Raw genomic sequence first — 21,929 nt, forward strand, 5'->3', positions numbered from 1 at the left:
GGCCGCCCGCCCCGGCCCGCCGCCCCGGCCCGCGCGCTCCGGCGGCGTAGGGTCCGTCCCATGGTGCAGGTACTGAGCAGCAGGGTGCTGCTGCGGCCGTCCGACCCCGCGCGCTCGCGGGCGTTCTACGGCGAGGCGCTGGGGCTGGAGATCTACCGGGAGTTCGGTACGGGGCCCGACCGCGGCACGGTGTACTTCCTCGGCGGCGGCTTCCTGGAGGTCTCCGGGCGCTCGGCGGAGCCCGCCACGGGCACCCTTCAGCTGTGGCTCCAGGTGGCGGATGCGGCGGCGGCGCACGAGGAGTTGCTGGCACGGGGCGTGGAGGTGCTGCGACCGCCGGTGCGCGAGCCGTGGGGGCTGATCGAGATGTGGCTGGCGGACCCGGACGGCCACCGGATCGTGGTGACCGAGGTCCCCGCCGACCATCCGCTGCGCTACCGCCCCTGACGCCTTCCCGGCCCGGCCGCGCTCCCCCGGTGCGCCGGTGCGCTCCCATGCGCCCGGCCGGTTCTGGGCAGTCTGCCGTCGTGCGGGAGCGATGCCCCGCACCGATGTGTGCTGCCCGTGACGCCGGGCGTGGGGAGGTGCTCCGTGCACGGACCGCCATTGGTCGGCTGGCTGCTGGTGCTGCTGTGCGCAGCGGCGGGTGCGTACTGCCTGTCGCGGGCGCGTACGGGCACGGCCGCGCGGCGGGGCGAACTGCGGGGCGAGGGGCTGATGGGGCTGGGGATGGCGGTGATGGCGCTGCCCGCGCAGGCCCTGACCGCGCCGGGGTGGTCGTCCTGGGTGTTCGCCGGCGCCTTCGGGGCGATGGGGCTGTGGGCGCTGGCGCGGCGTCATATCCACCATGCGGTGGGCGCGCTGGCGATGGTCTACATGGCGCTGGCGATGGTCCTGCCCGCGGCCGGAGGAGGGGACGGCGGCCCCGCGCATCCGGCGGGCATGCACCACGCGGGCCCGGCGGTTCATGCGGCGCCGGCCGGATTGCCCGTGCTGACCGTCCTGTTGCTCGGCTACTACACCGTCTTCGTCATCGCCGCCGGGCTCCGGCTGGCCCCCGCTGCCGTGGTGGCCGAGGGGCCGGTGGCGGCGGTGGCCCCTGGACGGCCCTCGGTCATGCGCGCCTGCCGGGTGGCGATGGGCATCGCCATGCTCGCCATGCTGCTGACGCTCTGACCTGCGACGGACGCCGTGCCGCCGGTTTCACCGCGGTCCGCGTTTCACACCTTGCGCAAGGGTGGCGTACGTCACATACACCGCGCGCCCGTACCCACCGGTAGGCCGCGCTCATAGGCTGGCGCCATGATGGTCCCCCTCGCGCTGATGGTTCTCGGCGTGCTGGCCGCGGCGATGGCGCCGCGCCTGATGGCCCGCTCCGACTGGCCCGACCGCGAGCCGGTGCTCGCCCTGTGGGTGTGGCAGTGCGTGGTGGCCGGGGTGCTGCTGTGCTGCGGGCTCGCGATGTCGCTGAGCGCGGCCGCGGCGTGGGAGACCGTCCGCAGCCCCGTCTTCGGCTTCGCGCCGCGGGTGGTCGTGGAGGCCTATGCGCTCCAGGCGCACGGGCCGTGGGCCGGAGCGCTGGCCCTTTTCCTGGCGGGCGGCGGCGCCTGGACGGCCATCGCACTGACCCGCGAGGTACGGGCCGCGCGGGCCCGCCGTCGCCGCAGCCGGGCGGATCTGCTGCGCCGCGCCCCGCTGCTGCCCGGCGAGAAGCCGTCCGGCGAGCGCCTGGTGGTCCTGGAGGGCGACCGCCCGGAGGCCTGGTGGCTCCAGCGGTCCTCGCCTCAACTGGTCATCACCACCTCGGCGTTGCGCAGGCTGAAGGACCGTCAGCTGGATGCGCTGATCGCCCATGAGCAGGGGCACGCCCGCGCCCGGCACGACGTCCTGCTGTACTGCGCCTCGGCGCTGGCCGCCGGCTTCCCGCAGATCCCGGTCTTCGCCGCCTTCCGCGACCAGGTCCACCGGCTGGTCGAGCTGGCCGCCGACGATTCGGCCTCGCGCCGCTTCGGCCGTTTGGCCATCGCCCTGGCGCTGGTCGAACTCAACGAGGACCGCGGGGTGTTCGGCCCCTGCCCGCCGCAGCTCGCGCAGGTCCCGCAGCGGGTGGACCGGCTGCTGACGCCCGCGCCCCGCTTCACTCCCGCCCGCCGGCTGCGGATGACGGCGTTCGCGGCCCTGGTCCCGGCGGTACCGCTGCTGGTGACCTTCATTCCCGGGCTCAGCGCACTGACCTAGGGCCCGACCCGTCGGACGGGCCCCAGGGGCCTCCTGGCCACCGCCCCCGCGCTTCGGCGAGGATCGGGCCCATGGCTCTTCCGGCACCGACCTCGCGCCCGGCCGTCCGCCCGCGCCGCCCGCTCTTCCTCGCCGCCCTCCTCGCCCTTCTCTCCGCGCTGCTCACCGCCCTCGTCGTCGCGCGCTGGGGCCCGCTGTACTCGCTCGACATGTCCGTGGCGAACGCGCTCCACCGGTCCGCCGTCGCCGCGCCCACCTGGACGGAGGTCAACCGGCTGCTGACCGACTGGGTGTGGGACCCGTGGACGATGCGCGCGCTGCTGGCGGGGGTGGTCCTGTGGCTCGTACGGCGGGGAGCCTGGCCGCTGGGGCTGTGGGTGGCGGGCACCGCGCTGACCGGTACGGCGCTGCAGCAGACGCTCAAGGCGGCGGTCGGCCGGGCGCGCCCCACCTGGCCCGATCCGGTGGACTTCGCGCACTACGCGGCCTTTCCCTCCGGACATGCGCTGTCGGTGACGGTCGCGGGCGGTCTCGTCCTGTGGCTGCTGCGGCTGCACGGGGCGGGCCCGCGGCCGCGGTGGACGGTCCGGGCGGTCGTCGCCGTCTCGGTCGTCGGCGTCGGCTTCACCCGCGTCCTTCTGGGCGTGCACTGGCCGTCGGATGTCCTCGGCGGCTGGCTGCTGGGCGGGGCGCTGGTGGCCGGCGCGGCCGCGGCGTATCCGGCGTGTGCGCGCCGGGTGGGCCGCGGGCCCGTGCGGGATCGACCCGGCGCCGGGCAGCCGCGAGGATGGCCGGCATGACCACGATCAAGGGTGTGCTCTTCGACTTCTCCGGAACACTGATGCGGATCGAGTCCGCCGAGTCCTGGCTGCGCGCCGCCCTCGACGCCTCCGGCACCGCCATGGACGACGCCGAACTCGCCCGCCGCGCGGCCGCGCTCGAACGGGCGGGTGCGCTGCCCGGCGGCGCCTCGCCCGCCGAACTCCCCGCCGAACTGGCCGGTCTGTGGGAAATCCGCGACCGTGACGCCGCCCACCACCGCGCGCTCTACACCGGCCTGGCACGTCAAGTCCCGCTCCCCGAGGCGGAGTTGTACGACGCGCTTTACGACCGCCATATGACGCCGGGGGCCTGGTCCCCGTACCCCGATGCCGCCGAGGTGCTGGCCCGGTTGCATGAGGACGGGATCCGGATCGGGGTACTCAGCAATATCGGCTGGGACCTGCGGCCGGTGCTGCGCGCCCACGGCCTGGACCGCTATGTCGACCGCTGCGTCCTGTCCTTCGAACACGGCATCCAGAAGCCGGACCCCAAGCTCTTCGCGCTCGCCTGCGACGGTCTGGGGCTGGCGCCGTCGCAGGTGCTGATGGTGGGCGACGACCGCACGGCGGACGGCGGCGCCACCGCGCTGGGCTGCGCGTTTCTGCCGGTCGATCATCTGCCGGTGGAGGAGCGGCCGGACGGGCTGCGGCCGGTGCTGGAGCTGGTGGGTCAGTCCCCGGAGGGCACGCGCGGGACCAGCCACTGCTGAAGCTCGATGACGTTGCCCTCGGGGTCCTTCAGGTGGGCGACCTTCATCCGGTCCGTCATCGGGCCGGGGCCGTGGACCAGGACGGCCCCGCGCCCGGTGATCTCCGCGCAGAAGCCGTCGACGTCGTCGACCCGCAGCACGACGAGCGACCGGTAACCGGTCGGCTGCGCGCCCAGCTCCTCGAGGACCTCCGCCATGTCCGTCCGCCGCTGCAGCGCGATCCCCGCCGGACCGCCGTCGAAGAGGAACTTCGCGTACGGGCCGTCCTCGGCTTCGAACTGCGGCTTCAGCCCCAGGACATCGCGGTAGAAGCGGTAGCAGCCGCGGAAGTCCTCGACCAGAAGCCGGACTTGGGACAGTTCCATGAGTATCGGCATCCCCCTCAATGCATCATGTGGGGACAACAGTAGCCCCGTCAGCCACTCCCGTCCCGCCGCCAGGGTGCGCCCGCGGCCCAGCCGCGCAGCGCGGCGAAGTCGTCCGGGAGCAGGCCCTTGCCCGGATCCACGCGGTACGGGAGGGCGTGGCCCGGATGGTGGCGGGCGATCCAGCCGAGGTCGGCCGGGCCGATCTCGTCGTCGACCCAGGCGAAGGGGCGGCCGGCGGCGTGCGCCAGGAGCTGCCGGGTCTTCCAGTGGATGCCGTCCGGGTCGCGATGGTGCATCTGCGGCCATTGCACGGCGGGCAGTTCGGGCAGCCCCAGCACCGGGCCGATCCAGGTGTTGGCCTCCTCCTTCCATGTCGTCGCCCAGATGAGGCGGTAGCCCAGCTCCATCAGGAGCGGCCCGTGCCCGGGGTTGAGCCAGACCCGCAGCGGGCGGCGCGGAGGCTCCCAGCCGGTGGGCCGCGTCCGGTGCGTGGTGTAGCCCGCGGGGCGGCGGTGGGGCTTGGCGCGCCAGGGGTTGAGGGGGCCGTCGACGTCGAGGAAGAGGAGCGGGCGGTTGGCGGTCACGCCTTGATGATGCGCCTCGGGGGCGGCGGGCGCGAGGGTACCGGCGGGGTGCGCTGCGCAGGCCGAGCCTCTTACTGAATCGCGATTCAGCAGGCTCCGTTGACAGTCCGCTCCGGCGCTCCTGATACTGACTCGCGGTTCAGTTACCTCTGCCGCCGTCACCACCTGGAGGCAAACCGTGCCCTCGCTCCCCTCCGTACCGGTCCCGCACGCCCCCGGACGGTCCGGCGCCGCCGCCACGGCCGGGCACCGGGACATCACCGGCGGCGAGGCACTCGTCCGCGCCCTGGCCGCCCACGGCGCCGACCTCGCCTTCGGCATTCCCGGTACGCACAACCTGGAGATCTACCGGCACCTCGCCGCGTACGGCATCCGGCACCTCGCACCCCGGCACGAGCAGGGCGCCGGATACGCCGCCGACGGCTATGCCCGCGCCACCGGCCGTCCCGGCATCGCGCTCACCACCACCGGACCCGCCCTGATGAACATCGCGGCCGCCGTCGGCCAGGCCTACTCCGACAGCGTCCCGCTGCTGGTCGTCTCCCCCGGCATGCCGCTGCGGCATCCCCGGCTGGCCACCGGTCTGCTGCACGAAATGCCCGGCCAGAGCGCGGCGTTCGGGCAGCTGACGGCCTTCAGCCACCGGGTGTCGTCGGTGCCGGAGATCAGTGCCGCCGTGGCACGGGCGTTCACCCGCTTCCGTGCCGGGCGGCCCCGGCCCGTCCACATCGAGGTGCCGCTCGATCTGCTGACGGCCACCGAGGGGGCGGGGCCGCCGCCGCTCGCGCCCCTGCTCCCGCCCGTCCGCCCGCGGCCGGAAGCCATGCGGGCGGCGGCCGAGGCGCTGGGGCGGGCCCGCCGGCCGGCCCTCGTGCTCGGCGGGGGCGCCCACGGGGCGCGGGCCGAAGCGCTGGCGCTCGCCGAACTGCTGGGCGCGCCGGTGGCCACCACCGCCAACGGCAAGGGCGCCTTCCCCGAGTCCCATCCGCTCTCGCTCGGCGTACGCCTGCACACCCCCGCCGTCCAGAAGTGGCTGGCGGACAGCGATGCCGTCCTGGCCGTGGGCACCGAACTCGCCGAGTCGGACCTGTGGTCGGCCGCGCCCGCGCTCGGCGGGACGCTGATCCGCGCCGATGTCGATCCGGCGCAGATGTACGCCGTCCTGCCGGCGGACATCGCGCTGGTCGCGGACGCGCGGGAGGCGCTGCGCGGGGTGCTGGACGGGTTGCGGGGGCTGCCGGGCGGGCCGCGCGCGGGAGGGGCCGGGCAGGCGCGGCCGGCCGGTGCGGCGGCGGCCGTGCGCGCCGAGGCGGACGCGGCGACCGGCGCACGCGACGCGGCCCGGCTGCCGTTCCTGGCCGCGATCCGGTCCGTACTGCCGCCCGCCGCGGTCCTCACCTCCGACAGTGCCCAGTGCTGCTACTACGGCGCGCTGCCCCATCTGCCCGTCGACCCGCCCGGCCGCTACCTCCACCCCACCGGATTCGGCACCCTCGGCTACGCCCTGCCCGCCGCCCTCGGCGTCAAGGCGGCCGAGCCCGACCGGCCGGTCGTCGCGCTGAGCGGGGACGGCGGGCTGCAGTTCACCGTGCAGGAGCTGGCGACGGCGGCCGGTCTGGGGCTGCCGCTGCCCGTCGTGGTGTTCGACAACGGCGGTTACGGCGAGATCCGCGACGAGATGGCCGCACGGGGCGATGCCCCGGTGGCCGTCGACCATCCGCCGCTGGACCTGGGGGCGCTGGCCCGCGCGTACGGCGGACACGGCGTCCGCGCGGACACCCCCGAGGCGCTCGCCGCGGCGCTGCGCACCGCCCTGACCGTGCCGGGGCCGACCGTGATCACCGTCCCCGAGCCGCCCGCCGAACCCGCCGAACCCGCCGAATCCGCCGAATCCGCCGAATCCGCCGAGGAGACCACCCCATGACCACGCCCGCCGCCCCCTCCGCCCCCGCCGCCCCGTTCATCTCGCTCACCTGGACCGACGCCGTCACCGGCCGCCGCGGCCATCTCGTCATCGACCGGCTGGTGCGCGGTGTGGCCAGCGGCGGACTGCGGATGCGGGAGGGCTGCACGCTGGCGGAGGTCACCGGGCTCGCCCGCGGGATGACGATGAAGGAGGCGCTGCACTACACCCCCGGCGCGCGCTACATCCCGCTCGGCGGCGCCAAGGGCGGCATCGACTGCGATCCGCACGACCCCGAGGCGTATGGCGTGCTGACCCGGTATCTGCGCGCGATGCGGCCGTACATCGAGCAGTTCTGGACCACCGGGGAGGACCTCGGTCTGACGCAGGACCTCGTCGAGGCGGCGGCGGCCGAGGCCGGTCTGGTCTCCTCCATCCAGGCCGTCTATCCGCTGCTCGACGACGAGGCGGCCGCCCGGCAGCGGCTCGCCGACGCCTTCGCCGTCACGGTGGACGGGATCGGGCTCGACGAACTGGCCGGCGGCTGCGGGGTGGCCGAGGCGGTGCTGGCGGCCCTCGACCGGGACGGGACGCCGTACGAGGGGACCCGGGTCGCGCTCCAGGGGCTGGGCACGATGGGTGGCGCCACCGCCCGGTTCCTGGCGCGGGCGGGCCTGGTGATCGTCGCCGTCGCCGATGCCGAGGGGACCGTCGCCAATCCGGACGGCCTGGACGTCGAGGCGCTGCTGCGCGGCCGGGACGCCTTCGGCGCGATGGACCGTACGGCACTGGGCCCGGGAGATACGGAGCTGCCGCCCGGGGCGTGGCTGTCCGCCGACGCCGAGGTGCTGGTCCCGGCGGCGGTGTCGTACTGCGTGACCGCCGCCAACCAGGCGGAGATCCGGGCGCGCTGGGTGGTGGAGGCGGCCAATATGCCGGTGCTGCCGGACGCCGAGGCGCTGCTCGCGGCGCGGGGCGTCACCGTACTGCCGGATGTGGTCGTCAACTCCGGCACCAATGCCTGGTGGTGGTGGACCCTCTTCGGTGACATCGGCGCGGACGCGGATCGGGCCTTCGCCCATGTACGGGGTGCCATGCGGGCGCTGGTCGGGCGGATGCTGGATCGCGCGGCGGCCGACGGTGGCACGCCGCGGGCCGCCGCGCACGCGCTGGTCGCCGACCGGCTGCCGGAGATCGCCGAGCGGTACGGGTACCACCGGTGAGGAGGAACGGCGGCTGCCCGCCTACCCCGGCCGCGGGCCGTGCGGGCGCCCGCCGGCAAGATGCGGGTGCCCGGCACCTGTGAAACCGTTGAATGAGCAGCATGTCCGCCGGCGGGCTCGGGTGTCGACGGCCAGGTTCCCCTTGTTTCTTACTGTGAGGAGCGGGCCATGGCGTCTAAAAACCACCTCAGCGGCTGGACGGTTCTGGCCGCGGTGCTGATGATCGTCGGCGGCATCATGACGATCCTCGAGGGGATCGCCGCCCTCGGCCACGACCATGTGTTCATCACGACGCGGGACTACCTCTTCCGCTACAGCCTCACGGGCTGGGGATGGATCCACATCATCCTGGGCGCCCTCATCCTCCTCGCGGGCTGTGCGCTGTTCCGCGGCGCGCTGTGGGCAAGGATGGTCGGCGTGACGCTGGCCGGCATCGCCGCGCTCGCGAACTTCCTGTGGATTCCGAACGCACCGTTCTGGGGCATCGTGCTGCTCGCCATGAACATCACCATCATCTGGGCGCTGTGCACGGCCGACCGGCGCCGCCTGACCTAGCGAGGGTGGGCCGAGCCGACGACGGCAGGGAGACCTGGCCATGTCCGCCGCACCGGAAGGCGCCTGGCCGCCCGAGCGCGCGGCCGCCGGCAAGGAGCTGCGCGGCGAGGTCCCCCGCTCCCGGCACGCGGAGTACGCCCCGGCGGCCGACCGCGCCGATCCGATCGCGCTGATCGAGGAGCAGTCGGCGCGCCGCGTACCGGAGTTGGTGCCGCTTCGCTACCGCCGGATGCTGGAGTCACCGTTCCGCTTCTACCGCGGCGGCGCCGCCATCATGGCCGCGGATCTCGCCACCACCCCGGCCACCGGACTCACCACCCAGCTGTGCGGCGATGCGCATCTGCTGAACTTCCGGCTGCTGGCCTCGCCCGAGCGCCATCTGCTCTTCGACCTCAACGACTTCGACGAGACCCTGCCCGGCCCCTGGGAGTGGGACGTCAAACGGCTCGCCGCCAGCCTGGTGATCGCCGGCCGCGAGAACGGTTTCGACGAGGCCGTCCGGTCGGGCATCGTCCGTACCGCCTGCGCCTCGTACCGCGAGCAGCTGCGCCGGTACGCGGGGATGCGCACCCTCGATGTCTGGTACGCGCGCGCCGACATGGAGGACGTCCGGGCCGCGGAGGCGCACCGGCTCAGCAGCACCGGCCGGGGGCGGCTGGCCGGCATGATGGACAAGGCCCGCTCGCGCGACTCCCTGCAGGCGTTCCGCAAGCTGGTCCGGGTCGACGGCGGCCGGGTGCGCTTCGCCGCCGATCCCCCGCTGATCGTGCCGCTGGGCGAGCTGCTCCCCGGGGTCGAGGGCGACGAGATGGCCGCGATGCTGCGCCAGCTGATCCACGACTACGCGCGCAGCCTCCGCTCGGACCACCGCCATCTGCTGGAGCAGTACCGGGTGGTCGACATGGCCCGGAAGGTCGTCGGGGTGGGCAGCGTGGGGACCCGCTGCTGGATCGTCCTGCTGCTGGGCAAGGACGCCGACGACCCCCTGCTGCTCCAGGCGAAGGAGGCCGATGAGTCCGTCCTCGCCGCGCACACCGCCCCGAGCCGATACGTCAACCAGGGCGAACGGGTCGTCACGGGGCAGCGGTTGATGCAGGCCGCCAGCGACATCTTCCTGGGCTGGAAGCGGGTCACCGGCTTCGACGGGCGCGAACGCGACTTCTACGTACGGCAGTTGCGGGACTGGAAGGGCATTGCCGAGACCAGGATCATGGTGCCCCGGGGCATGCAGCGGTTCGCCGCGCTGTGCGGGGCGACGCTGGCGCGGGCGCATGCGCGCAGCGGGGACCGGATCGCGATCGCCGCCTATCTCGGCCAGGGGGATACCTTCGACCGGGCGCTGGCGCAGTTCGCCGAGCGGTACGCCGACCAGAACGAGCGGGACCATCAGGCCTTGGTGGATGCGGTCGGCGCGGGCCGGGTCATCGCCGAACCCGGCTGACGCCGCCGGCCGCGCGCCCCGAGCGCCACGAACACCACCCCCACCACGACGAAGAGCAGCAGCGGCACGACCTGGCTGAGGGTGTACTGGAGCCGCTGCCCCGCGAAGCTCTCGGGCAGCGAGGTGGCGGGCGTGCCCGCGGTGCCGAACCATCCCACGCCGAAGCCGGGCCAGATGAGCACCACGACGGTGAAGGCGACCAGACCGGTGGCCGCTACGGTGACCGCCCAGGCCCCCGCCCGGCCACCGGGTACGCGGTACGGGCGCGGGGTGCCGGGGAACCGGCGCCGCAGCATCAGCAGGCTGGGGAAGGTGATGACGTAGGAGATGAAGGTGGTGCTGATGGTGAGCCCGAGGCCGGCCGCGAAGTACTTCTCGCCGTCGCCGTCGGTCAGCCGCAGCGCGACGATCAGCAGGACGGACGCCAGGGCCGCGGAGAGCAGATTGACCCGGACCGGGGTGCCGTGGCGCTCGGAGAACTTCCCCAGCCAGGCCGGTCCCGCGCCGTCCGCGCAGGCGACGGCCTGCGCCCGATGGGCGCCCATCGCCCAGGTGACGCCGCTGGTCAGTACGCCGACGATGAGTCCGGCCGCGGCGATGCTGCCGAAGAGCGCGCCGAAGCCGGTGAGGGTGACCGTACCGTCGGCCGCGACCTCGCCCCCGTAGACGGTGAACACCGCCTTGCAGGCGTCGATGAAGCCGCCGAGGCTGCCGATGCGTTCGCCGGGCAGGACGAAGAGGATGCCCAGGATCGGGCCGCCGTAGAGGACCAGCGAGGCCAGGCCGGAGCGGAGGATGGACAGCGGGATGTCCCGCTTGGGGTGGGTCATCTCCTCGGCTGCGGTGCTGGGGAGTTCGAAGCCCACGTAGTTGAAGATCAGGACCGGGACGAGGGCGACGAAGCCGGTGTAGGTGGGGGCGAAGTCACCGGCGGGGAGCGGGTGCACGCCGTGCCGGAGGGCGTAGACGATCACCGAGACGAGGAAGAAGCCGAGGAGGACGATCCGGGCGACGGCCCCCGCGATGGGCACCCATTTGCCGACCCGTACGGACTGGACGACGGCCAGCGCCCCGGCCCAGATGAACGCCAGCCCGGCGGCGTACTTCCACCCTCCCGGCAGCGGGGTGAAGAACTGCTCCCAGGTGGTCAGCGCGATGATGCTGAGACTGCCGCCGAGCCAGACCGGGTTGGAGAGCCAGTACAGGACCTGGTTGACGCCGGCCACCGGCCGTCCGAAGGCCAGCCGGGTCCAGACGTAGGGGCCGCCCTCGACCGGGAAGGCCGAGCCGAGTTCGGCGACCAGCAGGCCGTAGGGCAGGAAGAAGACGACGGCCAGTACGGCCATCCAGGTCAGCCCCTGGGGTCCGGCGGCGGCCACCGAGCCGATGGTGTCCAGGCCGACGAGCGTGCAGACCAGGAAGAAGAAGACGTCGCGGCGGCGCAGGTCCTTGCGGAGCCGGGCCCGCTGTTCGTGCCAGCCGGCGGACAGATCGGGCGGGTTGGCTTCGTTTGCCGGTGTCACGTACACGACCTCCTACGGGCGCGGCAGGGCACGGCGACCGGTCCGGGCAGTCCTGGGGATGCCTCCAGAACTGACTGAACGTGCAGTCAGTAAGAGCAGACTGTGGACGGTGCGACCGGAGCCGGTCAAGGGGTCGTTCGCAGGTTTGTCGGCGGGTGTCCCGGCGAATTCGCCGACGGATTCGCCGACGGGTGGGCCGGCGGGTGGGGCGGCACGTTCGCCGCCGGTTTTCGTGACGGACGGCGGCAACGGCACCCACGGCACTGAGTAGGGTGACGGCGTGGCGAGAGTACGGTTGAGCGTGGCGGAGCGGCGCGAGGAACTGCTGCGGGCGGCGGTCGGGCAGATCGAGCGGCGCGGGGTCGCGGCGCTGCGGGTGGCCGATGTCGCCGCCGAACTCCAGGTGAGCAACGCCCTGGTGCTCTATCACTTCGCGACCAAGGAGAAGCTGGTCGCGGCGGCCTTCCGGTACGCGGCGGAGGCCGATCTGGCCCGTCTGCGGTCGCTGCTGGGCCGGCGGGGCAGCGCCCTGCGCCGGCTGCGGGCGGCGCTGCGCTGGTACTCCCCCACCGGCCAGGCCAAGGGCTGGAAGCTGTGGATCGAGGGCTGGGCCGCATCGCTGCGGGAGCCGGCGCTGCGCGAGGTGGCGCAGGATCTGGACCGGCAGTGGAAGGCGGCGCTCGCCGAGGTCATCGCGCAGGGTGCGGCGGCGGGCGAGTTCGGCTGCGCGGACCCCAAGGGCGCGGCATGGCGGCTGACCGCGCTGCTCGACGGCTTCGCCGTACAGACCATCACCTACGAGGGCGCCCTGCCACGGCGGACCATGCAGCGGTGGGTGGAGGAGGCGCTGACGCGCGAACTCGGCCTCGGCACCGAGGAAGGCGCCGAGGCCGAGGGATAGCGGGCGCGGCCCGGCCGGCGGCGCGGCCCGGCGGCTCAGTCCTCGCCGACGAGGGAGTCGAGGATGCCGCGCACGGTCTCCCGTGTGATGCCGGGATGCAGGAAGGCGAGGCGGGCGACAGTCTCGCCCTCCCAGACGCTCGGGGTGATGAAGGCGGCTCCGGAGGCCAGCAGCCGCTTGGACCAGGCGTAGTAGTCCTCGGGCCGCCAGCCGGTGCGCCGGATGAGGACGACGGTCAGCTCGGGCTCGCGCAGCAGCTCCAGGCCGTCGGTCCGCTCCACCTCGCGGGCGGTCCAGCGGGCGATGTCCGCGCCGTGGGCGACGGCGTCGCGGTAGGCGTCGGTGCCGTGGACGGCCAGCGAGAACCACAGCGGCAGGCCACGGGGGCGGCGGGTGAGGTGGTACGCGTAGTCGCTCGGGTTCCACTCGTCGGGGCCCGCGCCGTCGGCGCCGTGGATGGCGTCGAGGTAGGAGGCGTCCTGGGTGTGGACGGCCCGCGCCAGGTGCGGTTCGCGGTAGAGCAGGGCGCCGCAGTCGAAAGGCGCGAACATCCACTTGTGCGGGTCGACGACCAGTGAGTCGGCGTGCTCGATGCCGCGCAGCTTCTCGCGCAGTTCGGGGACGAAGAGGGCGGCGCCGCCGTAGGCCGCGTCGATGTGCAGCCAGAGGTTGCGGGTGCGGGTCTGGTCGGCGACGCCCGAAAGGTCGTCGATGATGCCGGCGTTGGTGGTGCCGGCGGTGGCGACGGCCGCGACGACGGGGGCGCCGCCGTCCCGTTCGGCCGCGTCCAGGGCGGTCCGCAGGGCGTCCCCGGTGAGCCGGTGGTCCTCGGTCGGGACGACGAGCGCCTCGACGCCGAGGATGCGCAGGGTGTTGCCGACGGAGGAATGGACCTGGTCGCTGACCGCGATCCGCACCGGGGCGCGGTCGTCGAGGCCGAGCCGGCGCCGCCCGGTGTCGCGGGCCACGACGAGGGCGGAGAGGTTGCCGGCCGAACCGCCGCTGACGAAGCAGCCGCCCGCGCCGGCCGGCATCCCGGCGAGGTCGGCGAACAGCCGCAGCACCTGGTTCTCCGCGGCCACCGCGCCGGAGGCCTCCAGCCAGGAGACGCCGTGCAGGGAGGACGCCGAGAGCACCATGTCGAAGAGGGCGGCGGCCTTGGTGGGGGCGCCCGGAATGAAGGCCAGGAACGCCGGGTGGTCGCAGGAGACGACGGTGGGCTCCAGGTCCTCGGCATAGGTACGCAGCACATCGGCGGGCGGGCGCGGCCCGGAACCTATGGCTTCCTTGAGGGCCACGGAGAGCTCGCCCGCGTCGCCGAGGCGGCCCAGCGGCGGGGCGTCGAGCCGGAGCCGGTGCAGGAGGTGCTGCATGACCTGCTGGGTGAGGTCCTCGTCGTAAGCGTGCACGGGCGTGTCTCCTGGTGGCGCTGTGGGATCCGTTTTTGGATCCCGGCTGGATCCATTTCTCGGAGCGTAAGCGTCCGCGGCGCGAGCGTCAATCGAGGACGGAGCGGCCCTGCCGTGAGGGGCGTGGTGGTGTGAGAGCGCGGTGACGTGAGGGCGCGGTGACGTGAGGGCGCGGTGGCGCAGTGCCGTGGCAGCCATTGCCGCGGGTGGCGCCGGGGCTGTCGGGCGGGCCCCGGCTAGTCCTGCGCGGCGAACTGGTCGAGGACCGTCAGGAACTGCCGGTGCGATTCCCGCAGATGGTCGCGCATCCGGGCCTCCGCGGCGTCGCCGTCCCCCGCCAGCACCGCGAAGGCAATGGCCTCGTGCTCCTCGCGGAAGGCCAGTCCGAAGTCCCCGGCGGTCGGATAGACCCGGCTCCAGTCCGAACCCAGCCACAGGGCGTTGCCCGCCACGAACATCTCGGCCCGCGCCCTGGTCACCGCCTCGGAGAGCACCTCGTTGCCGCCCGCCGTGGCGATCCCGAGGTGGAAGCGGGTGTCGATGCGGTGGTACGCGCCCAGGTCCTCGACCTTGGTGTCGAGCATCGCCACCAGCTCGCGGCGGACCGCGCCCGCGCCGCGCTCGGCGGCCAGCCGGGCCGCGAACGGCTCGATCGCCTGCCGGTATTCCATGTAGTCGCGCAGCGCCGCCCGGATGCCGGCGGTGACCGCCACCCGCGCACTGTCCCCGCCGGGCCGGGCCGGGGCGACGCGGGTGCCGCCCGAGCGCCCGAGGGTGGTGGTGACCAGGCCTTCTTCGGCGAGCTCACGCAGCGCCTGGCGGACGGTGTTGCGGCCCACGCCGAAGGCGGCGGCCAGCTCCCGCTCGGGGGGCAGCCGGTCGCCGGGCCCGAAGCCGCCCAGTGCGATGCGCTGCCGGAGCGCCTCGGCCACCACGGCGCGCGACGACGTCTGGGCCGCGCCGTTCGCCAGCCCCCCGGATCCTTCACCGTTCACAGCCGCTCCCCCTCGGAACATGGCACGCCTGACAAGCCCCTCCATGTTATTGGACTTGCGCCGGAACCTATTGACACCCGGGTCGCCCGCTCTTAGCGTCACCTCAACATTTTTGGATCCCAAGCAAGCCCATTGAATCCGCCCCCGCCGTCGGCTTCCTTGGGTTCCGCCATGAGGAGCGTCAAACATGAGCACAACCGCAGGTGCCCCACCTGGCACCGGCACCGCGAAGCGGTCGGGTCCCTGGAAGATCGCCACCGCCTCGCTGATCGGCACCAGCGTCGAGTGGTACGACTTCGGGATCTACGCAACGGCCGCCGCCCTGGTCTTCCCCGAACTGTTCTTCCCCGAGCTGAACCGCGCCCTGGGCACCCTGATGTCCTTCGCCACGCTGTTCGTCGGCGCCCTCGGCCGCCCCCTCGGCGCCATCGTCTTCGGCCACATCGGCGACCGCTACGGGCGCAAGAAGGCCCTGATCTGGTCGCTGGTCCTGATGGGCGGCGGCACCGTCTGCATCGGCCTGCTGCCGGGCTACGGCACCATCGGCGTCGTCGCCCCCGTGCTGCTCGTACTGATCCGGATGGCGCAGTCGCTCGCCATCGGCGGCGAATGGGGCGGCGCCGTGCTCTTCGCCGTCGAACACGCACCGCCCCGGCGCAAGGCGTTCTTCGGCTCGTTCCCGCAGGTCGGCGACGGTGTCGGCTACTTCCTCTCCACCGGCGCGTTCGCCGCGATCGCCCTGCTCGGGCACGACGCCCTCGTCGGCTGGGCCTGGCGTATCCCCTTCCTGCTCTCCGCCGCGCTCGTCCTGGTCGGTCTGCTGATCCGGTCGACGATGGAGGAGTCCCCGGAATTCGAGGCCGCCCGGGAGTCCGGCGCCGACACTCAGAAGCGGGAAACCCCGGTCGTGGCGGTGGTACGCGATGCCTGGCGGACCTGGCTGCTGGCCTCCGGCGCGTTCCTGATCACCGTCGGCGGCTACTACATCGTCGTCACCTTCATGTCGACCTATGCGGTGTCGTCGCTCGGCTTCAGCGACTCCCAGACCGCCGGCGCGGGCACCGCTGCGTCGATCGTGGTGATCGTCTGCACCCCGTTGGCCGCCCTCGCCGCCGACCGCTTCGGGCTGCGCAAGGTGACCTTGACCGGGATCCTCCTGCACCTCGTCGTCGCGTTCCCGATGTTCTGGCTCGCCGAAACCCGCTCGGTGACCGGACTCTGGCTCGCCATGTGCCTGCCGATGCTGGCCAGCACCATCGCCTACGCCGCGATCGGCACCCTCGTCTCCGGCTGGTTCACGCCCCGCACCCGCTACACCGGTCTGTCGATGAGCTTCCAGACCGCCGGGCTGCTGGGCACGCTGGCCCCGGCCGCCACCAGCTGGCTGTTCACCTCCTTCGGCAACTCCTGGACGCCGGTGGCAATCGCCTTCGGCGCCATGGCCCTGGTCAGCGCGGTCTGTCTGATGGCCTGCAGGCCGGCGGACGAGGCTGCCCCGCCGGACGCCCCGGTCGCCCGCCGGGAGGCGGAGGCCGCCACGGGCTGAACGGGCCCGGCCCGACACGCACGGAGCGCCCGGCCGGGAAACCCCGGCCGGGCGCTCCTGTCATCCGCGCGGCCGAGCCGTCAGATCACCGGGTCGTGCCCCAGCTCGATGTCGAACTCGCTGCGTCCGGTGCCCTCCAGGCGCAGCGGCCGGGCGGCCGGCGGGTAGCCGGAGGCGATCACCGTGAACTCGCCGCCGTCGAGGTCGGCGAAGACGTACTCTCCGTCGCTGCCGGTGGTGGCGGTGCCCACGACGTTGCCGGCCGGGTCGAGCAGCGTCACCCGGGCGTCCTCGACCGCGTTGCCGTTCGCCGTCCGCACCACGCCGCGCACCCGCGCGCCGTGCGTCAGCCGGACCTCGTACCAGTTGCGGGTGCCGGAGACGACCTCGACCTGGAGGGCCGACGGGCGGTGGCTGTCGGCGCTGACGGCCAGCGTGTAGCTGCCCGGGACCAGTTCACCGAAGGCGAAGCCGCCGTCCTGGCCGGCCAGGCCCGAGGCCACGACCTCGCCCCGCACATCGGTGGCCACGACCAGCGCGCCGGGCACCGGCTCGTCGCCCTTCTCCTCGCGTACCTCGCCGGAGAGCCCCGCCGAACCGCTCAGCGTCAGCTCGAACCGCACCGGCTCGGCCCCGACGACGACCGTCGCCGCCTGCGGCTGCCGGGATCCGGCGGAGCCGATCAGCACATAGGTGCCGGGACCGGGGACGGGCAGCTCGTAGCCGCCGTCCGCCGACGTCGAGGCGCGGCCGAGCTGCCGCCCGCCGACGTCGATCAGGGTGACCACCGCCTGCGCCACCGGGCTGCCGTTGCCGTCGCGTACGGATCCCTGGATGACGGGACCGGCCGGCGCCTGGGCCACGGCGGCCACGGGGACCGGCTCCTGGGGAGGAATCTGCGCGGCGGTGTCGGCGACCGGGGCTTCGGCCGACGGCACGCCCTCGCTGCCGGCGCCCGGCGCCTGGCCGTTCGCCTCCGCGTCCGCCTGCGCCCGCGCCTCCAGGCCGGAGATCTGCCGCAGCGGCACCTCCTTGACGAACAGCACCAGCAGGAAGGCCACCGCGACGACGATCGCGCCCATCAGGAAGACGGTGTGCATCGAGTCGGCGAAGCCGCGCTTGAACGGCTCGGCCAGCCGCGGGTCGAGGTGCTGGATGAACGACGAGTCGCTGAGCACGCCGGAGGAGTCGCCGCCGGAACCGTGCAGCATCTTCAGCACCGGCTTGTTGGCCGGGTCCTGCAGCACCGACGGGTCGTGCAGGGCCGCCTGGAAGCGGTCGGTGTGCGCGGCGGCCTTGAACGCCGAGCCGATCTTGTCGCCGACCGTGCTGAAGAGCACCGACAGGAAGATCGCCGTACCGGCGGTGGCGCCCATCTGCCGGAAGAACGTGGACGAGGCGGTCGCCACGCCCATGTCCTTCGGCGGCACGGCGTTCTGCACCGCGAGCACCAGTGTCTGCATACAGCCGCCCAGGCCGAGGCCGAAGACGAGCATGTAGACCATGGTCTCCCACAGTGGGGTGTCCCACTGGACGCGGAAGTGGAAGAGCAGCATCGCCGCGATCATCAGCGCCGTGCCGAGGATCGGGAAGATCTTGTAGCGGCCGGTCTTGGCGGTGATCTGGCCGGAGGCGATGGAGGCGATCATCATGCCCGCCATCAACGGCAGCATCTCCAGGCCCGACTTGGTGGGGCTGGCGCCCTTCACCAGCTGGAGGTACTGCGGGATCATCAGCATTCCGCCGAACATCCCCATACCGATCAGCACGGACAGCAGGCTGGTCATGCTGAAGGTGCCGTTGCGGAACAGCCGCATCGGGATCAGCGCGTCATCGCCGACCCACCGCTCGACGAAGATCCAGGCGATGATGCCGACCGCGCCGACGGCGTAGCAGACGATGGACCGGGTCGAGTCCCAGCCCCACTCGCGCCCCTGCTCCGCGACGAGCAGCAGCGGCACGACGCCGATGGCGATGGTCAGCGCGCCCCACCAGTCGATGCGGTGGTCGCGGCGGGAGTGCGGGATGTTGAGGACCTTGGCGACGACGAACAGCGCGATGATGCCGATCGGTACGTTGACCAGGAACACCCAGCGCCAGCCGGTGATGCCCAGCAGCGTGTCCTGACCGGCCAGTGCGCCGCCGATCAGCGGTCCGGCGACGCTGGAGGTGGCGAACGTACCGAGCATGTAGCCCTGATAGCGGGCGCGTTCGCGCGGCGGGACGATGTCACCGATGATCGCCAGCGCCAGCGACATCAGACCGCCGGCACCCAGACCCTGCACCGCGCGGAACGAGGCCAGTTCGGTCATCGAGGTGGAGAAGGTGCACAGCACCGAGCCCACGACGAAGATGCTGATCGCGGCCAGGTAGTACGGCTTGCGGCCGTGCAGGTCGGACAGCTTGCCGTAGAGCGGCGTGGCGATCGTCGAGGTGATCAGGTAGGCGGTGGTGGCCCACGCCTGCTGGCTGAGGCCGTGCAGATCGTCGGCGATGGTGCGGATGGACGTGCTGACGATGGTCTGGTCGAGCGCGGCAAGGAACATCCCCAGCATCAGACCGCTGAGGATGGTGAGGATCTGCCGGTGGCTCAGTCCCCCCGAGCTCGGTATCGCCGCGGGTTCCGCCACGGGTGGCGAGGTGGATGTGCTCATTCGTGTGTGTCTCCCTGCTCCACGGTGCCGCCCTGGTCTCCCCCTGGGAGCTGCCGTGCGTGTTGTTCTGCCAAGTCCTCGTTGAGCCGGCCCAACAGCCGGATCAGATCGGCCCGGTCCTGCGGCGGCCACGGCTCCAGGAGCTCGGCCAGTTCCGCATCGCGCTGACGCCGGTAGTGCGCAAAGGCGGCGCGCCCCGCGTCGGTGGGGGTCAGCAGCGTCCCGCGGCGGTCCTCCGGATCCGGACGCCGGTCGACCAGGCCCCGCTCCACCAGGGAGCGCACCTGACGGCTGACCGTCGAAAGATCCAGGAACGCATCCGCGGCCAGATCGGTGGCCCTGCGGTCGCCGCCGACCACGAGCCGGGCCAGCAGCACCCGGTCGGCGGCACCGGTGTCCTTCTTGGCACGCTGCTTCCATGCCGCGATCAGCCGCGAAAAGCGGACGATCTCCGTGCCCAGCCCGGCGGCCGCATCGGCGAGCCCCGACGCCGCCGTGACCTGCGGGTCCGTCTGGCCATCGGAACGGACCGTGCCGTTACCCATCGTCGTGATCCCCCGATGTATCCGTCGGTAGCCCTGACGGTCCGATAAGAATATTGCTTGTACCTAGCAAGTCTAACCACATACCGGAGCGCGATGGACCACCCCCTCCGACGCGGGGGTCCGGACCGATTCCCGGTCCGGACCCCCGCGTCGGCTTCACCGTCGCCGTCCCCGCTCCCGCCGTGCCGCCCGTGCCGCCGGCGCCCCCGTGCCTCCCGCTTCAGGACACCGCGGGCAGTCCCTCGGCCGCCGGCCGGCGACGGGCCAACTGGGCCGCCACCGCGCTGAGCAGCGACAGCACCGCGGAGATGCACAGCACGATGCCCAGCGCGCGGGCCGAGAGCTGCGCCGAGCCTCTCTCCGCGAGGAAGAGATAGACGCCGCCCAAGGTGGCGACCCCCAGCGCCCCGGCGAGCTGGGCATTGGTGCTGATCACGCCCGAGAGATCGGCGGCATAGCGCTCCGGCAACGCGAATGTCATCGCGCTGATGAGGGAGTTGGAGCTGATCCCCAGCCCCAGGCCACCCACGCCCAGCAACACGAACATCAGCGGTCCGGAACGCTCTCCGGCCATCAGGTACACCCATATCGCGGCGTACCCCACGGCCAGGACCAGGCAGCCGATCGCCGGCATCGCCGCCCGGCTGCGCTCCGGGGTCCGGGCCAGCATCGGACCGCCGAGGCCGAAGGCGGCCACCCAGGAGACCATGGCCAGACCCGCATACGCCGGGCCCCGGTGCAGGCCCTCCTGGAGGTAGACCGCCAGGACGAACAGCAGGGCGAAGTACGTCATGGTGGTCACGCCGTGCGCGCACAGCCACCAGCGGACGGCCCGTTGCCGGATCACCTCTTCGGCTATCAGCGGCCGCCCTCCGCGGGCGGACAGCTCGCGCTGGCTCAGCCGGAATCCCACCAGCGCCGGAAGGCTCAGCCCCAGGCAGATCCATGTCCAGGCCGGCCACCCCTGGTCCGTGCCGAGCAGCAGCGGCACGATCAGCAGCAGGACGGCCGCCGACAGGAGCGCCATCCCCCGCAGGTCCAGTTCCGGTGCCTCACGGGCCCTTTCGTCCCTGGGCATCATCCGTATCGCCGCGGCTATCAGCAGCAGCCCCACCGGGACATTGATCAAGAAGATCGGGCGCCAGCCGGTACCGAAGAGGTCCGCCGCGATGAGCACACCGCCCAGTGCCTGCCCCGCCACGGCTCCCCCGGACAGCGCGAGGGCGTAATAGCCCAGGGCCTTGATCCGCTGCCGGCCGGGGAAGTGCAGCTGGATGCCGCTGAGCACCTGGGGCACCATCAGGGCCGCCCCGGCACCTTGGACGACCCTGGCGATGATCAGTACGAGGGAGTCCGGCGCCAGGGCACAGGCGAGTGATGCGGCGGTGAAGACGGTCATCCCGGTGTTGAAGATCCGGCGGTGGCCGTGCAGGGAACCCAGCCGGGCTCCGGTCACCAGGAGGACGGCGTACGCCACCACATAACCCGAAATCACCAGGCCCGCCTCGCCGCCGGAGGCACCCAGATCGCTCTGGATCGACGGCGCGGCGATGTTGACGATCGCGGTGTCCACATTGGCCATGAACTGCGCCGCCAGAAGCACCGCGAGCAGCCGCCATCTCCGCGCCGGGCCCGCACCGTCCCGGGCGCCGGGTTGCGGCGCGACGGCCTGCCGGGGGGTTTCCCCGCTTTCGGTACCAGGGGGCTGTTGCTGCATGGTGAGGCCAGTCCTTGTGAGAGTGCGTCAGACGGTCGTGTGGATCGGTACGGGCGGCCAGTCGACCGTGGTGAGATCGGGGACCACGAGATCCGCGGACCGGAGATCCGCGCCGGTGTGCGTCGTCGTGATCCCCACACAGGCCAGGCCCGCTGCCTGGGCAGCCGCCACACCGGCGGGCGCGTCCTCGAAGGCCACCGCCCGTCCCGGCTCGACCCCCAGCGCCGCGCACCCCGCCAGATAGCCCTCCGGGTGTGGCTTCCCCCGGCTCACGTCCTCGGCGGTGATCATTACGGCGAAGAGATGCGCGCCGCCCACCAGGTCGAGCAGGGCGCGAGCGTGCTCCCGCAGCCCCGAGGTGACGACAGCCATCGGGACACCGTCGGCATGCAGTCTCTTCACCAGTGCGCCGGCTCCCGGCACGGCGTAAGGGGGCGGCATATCAGGGCCGTTGAGATATCCGACGGCCTCGTCGAAGAGCTCCTCGACCGTGCTGCCCGGGAAGCGGTGCGCATGATCCCCCAGGGCCTCCTGGCCGCGCCGCCCGACGAAGGTGGCGAGCAGCGCGTCGTCGACGGCCAGCCCATGGGCCTCGAAGAGCCGGGTCCAGGCGGCGCGGCTGCGGTGTTCGGTGGCGATGAGCGTGCCGTCGAGGTCGAAGAGCGCCGCTTGGGCCGCCGCGGGCAGGGACTCGGACTGCGGTGCTGCGGAGGAACCGTGCGTCATCAGAGAACTTTCCTTAGGGGTTCGCAGGGGTTCGTCTCGCCCCCGTGGTGGCAGGGCGGGCTCGATGGGG

Annotated in this window: 20 protein-coding genes; 11 read left to right on the forward strand and 9 right to left on the reverse strand. The window is 72.9% G+C overall.

Annotated features, from left to right (window positions below; genetic code table 11):
* Positions 1-60 precede the first annotated feature (60 nt).
* The 5 genes from AC5677_RS06855 to AC5677_RS06875 all read left to right on the forward strand — a co-directional run bounded on the left by AC5677_RS06855 (position 61) and on the right by AC5677_RS06875 (position 3,769).
* Positions 61-447, forward strand: coding sequence for a VOC family protein (locus AC5677_RS06855; protein WP_497194112.1), 387 nt, complete (start codon positions 61-63; stop codon positions 445-447).
* Positions 448-591: 144 nt separating this feature from the next.
* Positions 592-1,176, forward strand: a complete 585-nt coding sequence (locus AC5677_RS06860) for a DUF5134 domain-containing protein (RefSeq protein ID WP_497194113.1) — start codon at positions 592-594, stop codon at positions 1,174-1,176.
* A 126-nt stretch (positions 1,177-1,302) separates the two neighbouring features.
* On the forward strand, positions 1,303-2,238 hold the full coding sequence (locus AC5677_RS06865) for a M56 family metallopeptidase (RefSeq protein ID WP_497194114.1): 936 nt from the start codon (positions 1,303-1,305) through the stop codon (positions 2,236-2,238).
* A 71-nt stretch (positions 2,239-2,309) separates the two neighbouring features.
* The gene (locus tag AC5677_RS06870) at positions 2,310-3,038 is read left to right on the forward strand and encodes a phosphatase PAP2 family protein (protein WP_497194115.1); all 729 of its coding nucleotides are present in this window, start codon (positions 2,310-2,312) and stop codon (positions 3,036-3,038) included.
* Complete coding sequence (locus AC5677_RS06875; RefSeq protein WP_497194116.1) at positions 3,035-3,769, forward strand: HAD family hydrolase; 735 nt, start codon at positions 3,035-3,037, stop codon at positions 3,767-3,769. The genes AC5677_RS06870 and AC5677_RS06875 overlap by 4 nt, the downstream gene beginning before the upstream one ends.
* Here AC5677_RS06875 and AC5677_RS06880 read toward each other — a convergent pair.
* Both AC5677_RS06880 and AC5677_RS06885 read right to left on the reverse strand, forming a co-directional pair.
* Complete coding sequence (locus AC5677_RS06880; RefSeq protein ID WP_497194117.1) at positions 3,730-4,134, reverse strand: VOC family protein; 405 nt, start codon at positions 4,132-4,134, stop codon at positions 3,730-3,732. The two genes, AC5677_RS06875 and AC5677_RS06880, sit on opposite strands and share 40 nt — an antisense overlap.
* A 50-nt stretch (positions 4,135-4,184) precedes the next feature.
* Positions 4,185-4,721 carry an HAD domain-containing protein gene (locus AC5677_RS06885; protein ID WP_497194118.1) on the reverse strand — a complete coding sequence of 179 codons (537 nt, stop codon included), beginning with the start codon at positions 4,719-4,721 and terminating at the stop codon, positions 4,185-4,187.
* A gap of 178 nt (positions 4,722-4,899) precedes the next feature.
* On the opposite strand from AC5677_RS06885, the gene AC5677_RS06890 reads away from it, so the two are divergent.
* The 4 genes from AC5677_RS06890 (at position 4,900) to AC5677_RS06905 (ending at position 9,843) form a co-directional block, all read left to right on the forward strand.
* Positions 4,900-6,645 carry a 5-guanidino-2-oxopentanoate decarboxylase gene (locus AC5677_RS06890; RefSeq protein WP_497194119.1) on the forward strand — a complete coding sequence of 582 codons (1,746 nt, stop codon included), beginning with the start codon at positions 4,900-4,902 and terminating at the stop codon, positions 6,643-6,645.
* Complete coding sequence (locus AC5677_RS06895) at positions 6,642-7,847, forward strand: Glu/Leu/Phe/Val dehydrogenase dimerization domain-containing protein (RefSeq protein WP_497194120.1); 1,206 nt, start codon at positions 6,642-6,644, stop codon at positions 7,845-7,847. Before AC5677_RS06890 ends, AC5677_RS06895 begins: the two co-directional genes overlap by 4 nt.
* A 168-nt stretch (positions 7,848-8,015) precedes the next feature.
* Positions 8,016-8,402: a DUF7144 family membrane protein gene (locus tag AC5677_RS06900; protein WP_497194121.1), complete on the forward strand. Its 387-nt coding sequence runs from the start codon at positions 8,016-8,018 to the stop codon at positions 8,400-8,402.
* 40 nt (positions 8,403-8,442) lie between these two features.
* On the forward strand, positions 8,443-9,843 hold the full coding sequence (locus AC5677_RS06905; RefSeq protein ID WP_497194122.1) for a DUF2252 domain-containing protein: 1,401 nt from the start codon (positions 8,443-8,445) through the stop codon (positions 9,841-9,843).
* On the opposite strand, the gene AC5677_RS06910 is transcribed toward AC5677_RS06905, so the two are convergent.
* Positions 9,789-11,366 carry an APC family permease gene (locus tag AC5677_RS06910; RefSeq protein WP_497194123.1) on the reverse strand — a complete coding sequence of 526 codons (1,578 nt, stop codon included), beginning with the start codon at positions 11,364-11,366 and terminating at the stop codon, positions 9,789-9,791. The two genes, AC5677_RS06905 and AC5677_RS06910, sit on opposite strands and share 55 nt — an antisense overlap.
* A 280-nt stretch (positions 11,367-11,646) precedes the next feature.
* Here AC5677_RS06910 and AC5677_RS06915 point away from each other — a divergent pair, with 280 nt between their 5' ends.
* Positions 11,647-12,267, forward strand: coding sequence for a TetR/AcrR family transcriptional regulator (locus AC5677_RS06915; RefSeq protein ID WP_497194124.1), 621 nt, complete (start codon positions 11,647-11,649; stop codon positions 12,265-12,267).
* Positions 12,268-12,302: 35 nt separating this feature from the next.
* On the opposite strand, the gene AC5677_RS06920 is transcribed toward AC5677_RS06915, so the two are convergent.
* Both AC5677_RS06920 and AC5677_RS06925 read right to left on the reverse strand, forming a co-directional pair.
* Positions 12,303-13,676: a pyridoxal phosphate-dependent decarboxylase family protein gene (locus AC5677_RS06920; RefSeq protein ID WP_497194125.1), complete on the reverse strand. Its 1,374-nt coding sequence runs from the start codon at positions 13,674-13,676 to the stop codon at positions 12,303-12,305.
* 236 nt (positions 13,677-13,912) lie between these two features.
* Positions 13,913-14,671, reverse strand: a complete 759-nt coding sequence (locus AC5677_RS06925) for a FadR/GntR family transcriptional regulator (protein WP_497194126.1) — start codon at positions 14,669-14,671, stop codon at positions 13,913-13,915.
* Positions 14,672-14,858: 187 nt separating this feature from the next.
* On the opposite strand from AC5677_RS06925, the gene AC5677_RS06930 reads away from it, so the two are divergent.
* Positions 14,859-16,217 carry an MFS transporter gene (locus AC5677_RS06930; RefSeq protein ID WP_497194127.1) on the forward strand — a complete coding sequence of 453 codons (1,359 nt, stop codon included), beginning with the start codon at positions 14,859-14,861 and terminating at the stop codon, positions 16,215-16,217.
* An 80-nt stretch (positions 16,218-16,297) separates the two neighbouring features.
* On the opposite strand, the gene AC5677_RS06935 is transcribed toward AC5677_RS06930, so the two are convergent.
* From AC5677_RS06935 to AC5677_RS06950, 4 genes are all read right to left on the reverse strand, one after another.
* Positions 16,298-18,871 carry an MFS transporter gene (locus tag AC5677_RS06935; RefSeq protein WP_497194128.1) on the reverse strand — a complete coding sequence of 858 codons (2,574 nt, stop codon included), beginning with the start codon at positions 18,869-18,871 and terminating at the stop codon, positions 16,298-16,300.
* Positions 18,868-19,416: a MarR family winged helix-turn-helix transcriptional regulator gene (locus AC5677_RS06940; protein WP_497194129.1), complete on the reverse strand. Its 549-nt coding sequence runs from the start codon at positions 19,414-19,416 to the stop codon at positions 18,868-18,870. Before AC5677_RS06940 ends, AC5677_RS06935 begins: the two co-directional genes overlap by 4 nt.
* Positions 19,417-19,636: 220 nt before the next feature.
* The gene (locus AC5677_RS06945) at positions 19,637-21,133 is read right to left on the reverse strand and encodes an MFS transporter (protein WP_497194130.1); all 1,497 of its coding nucleotides are present in this window, start codon (positions 21,131-21,133) and stop codon (positions 19,637-19,639) included.
* Between the two features lie 27 nt (positions 21,134-21,160).
* On the reverse strand, positions 21,161-21,859 hold the full coding sequence (locus AC5677_RS06950; protein WP_497194131.1) for an HAD family hydrolase: 699 nt from the start codon (positions 21,857-21,859) through the stop codon (positions 21,161-21,163).
* Positions 21,860-21,929 lie beyond the last annotated feature (70 nt).

Source organism: Streptomyces sp. JLSY215 (assembly GCF_059682825.1).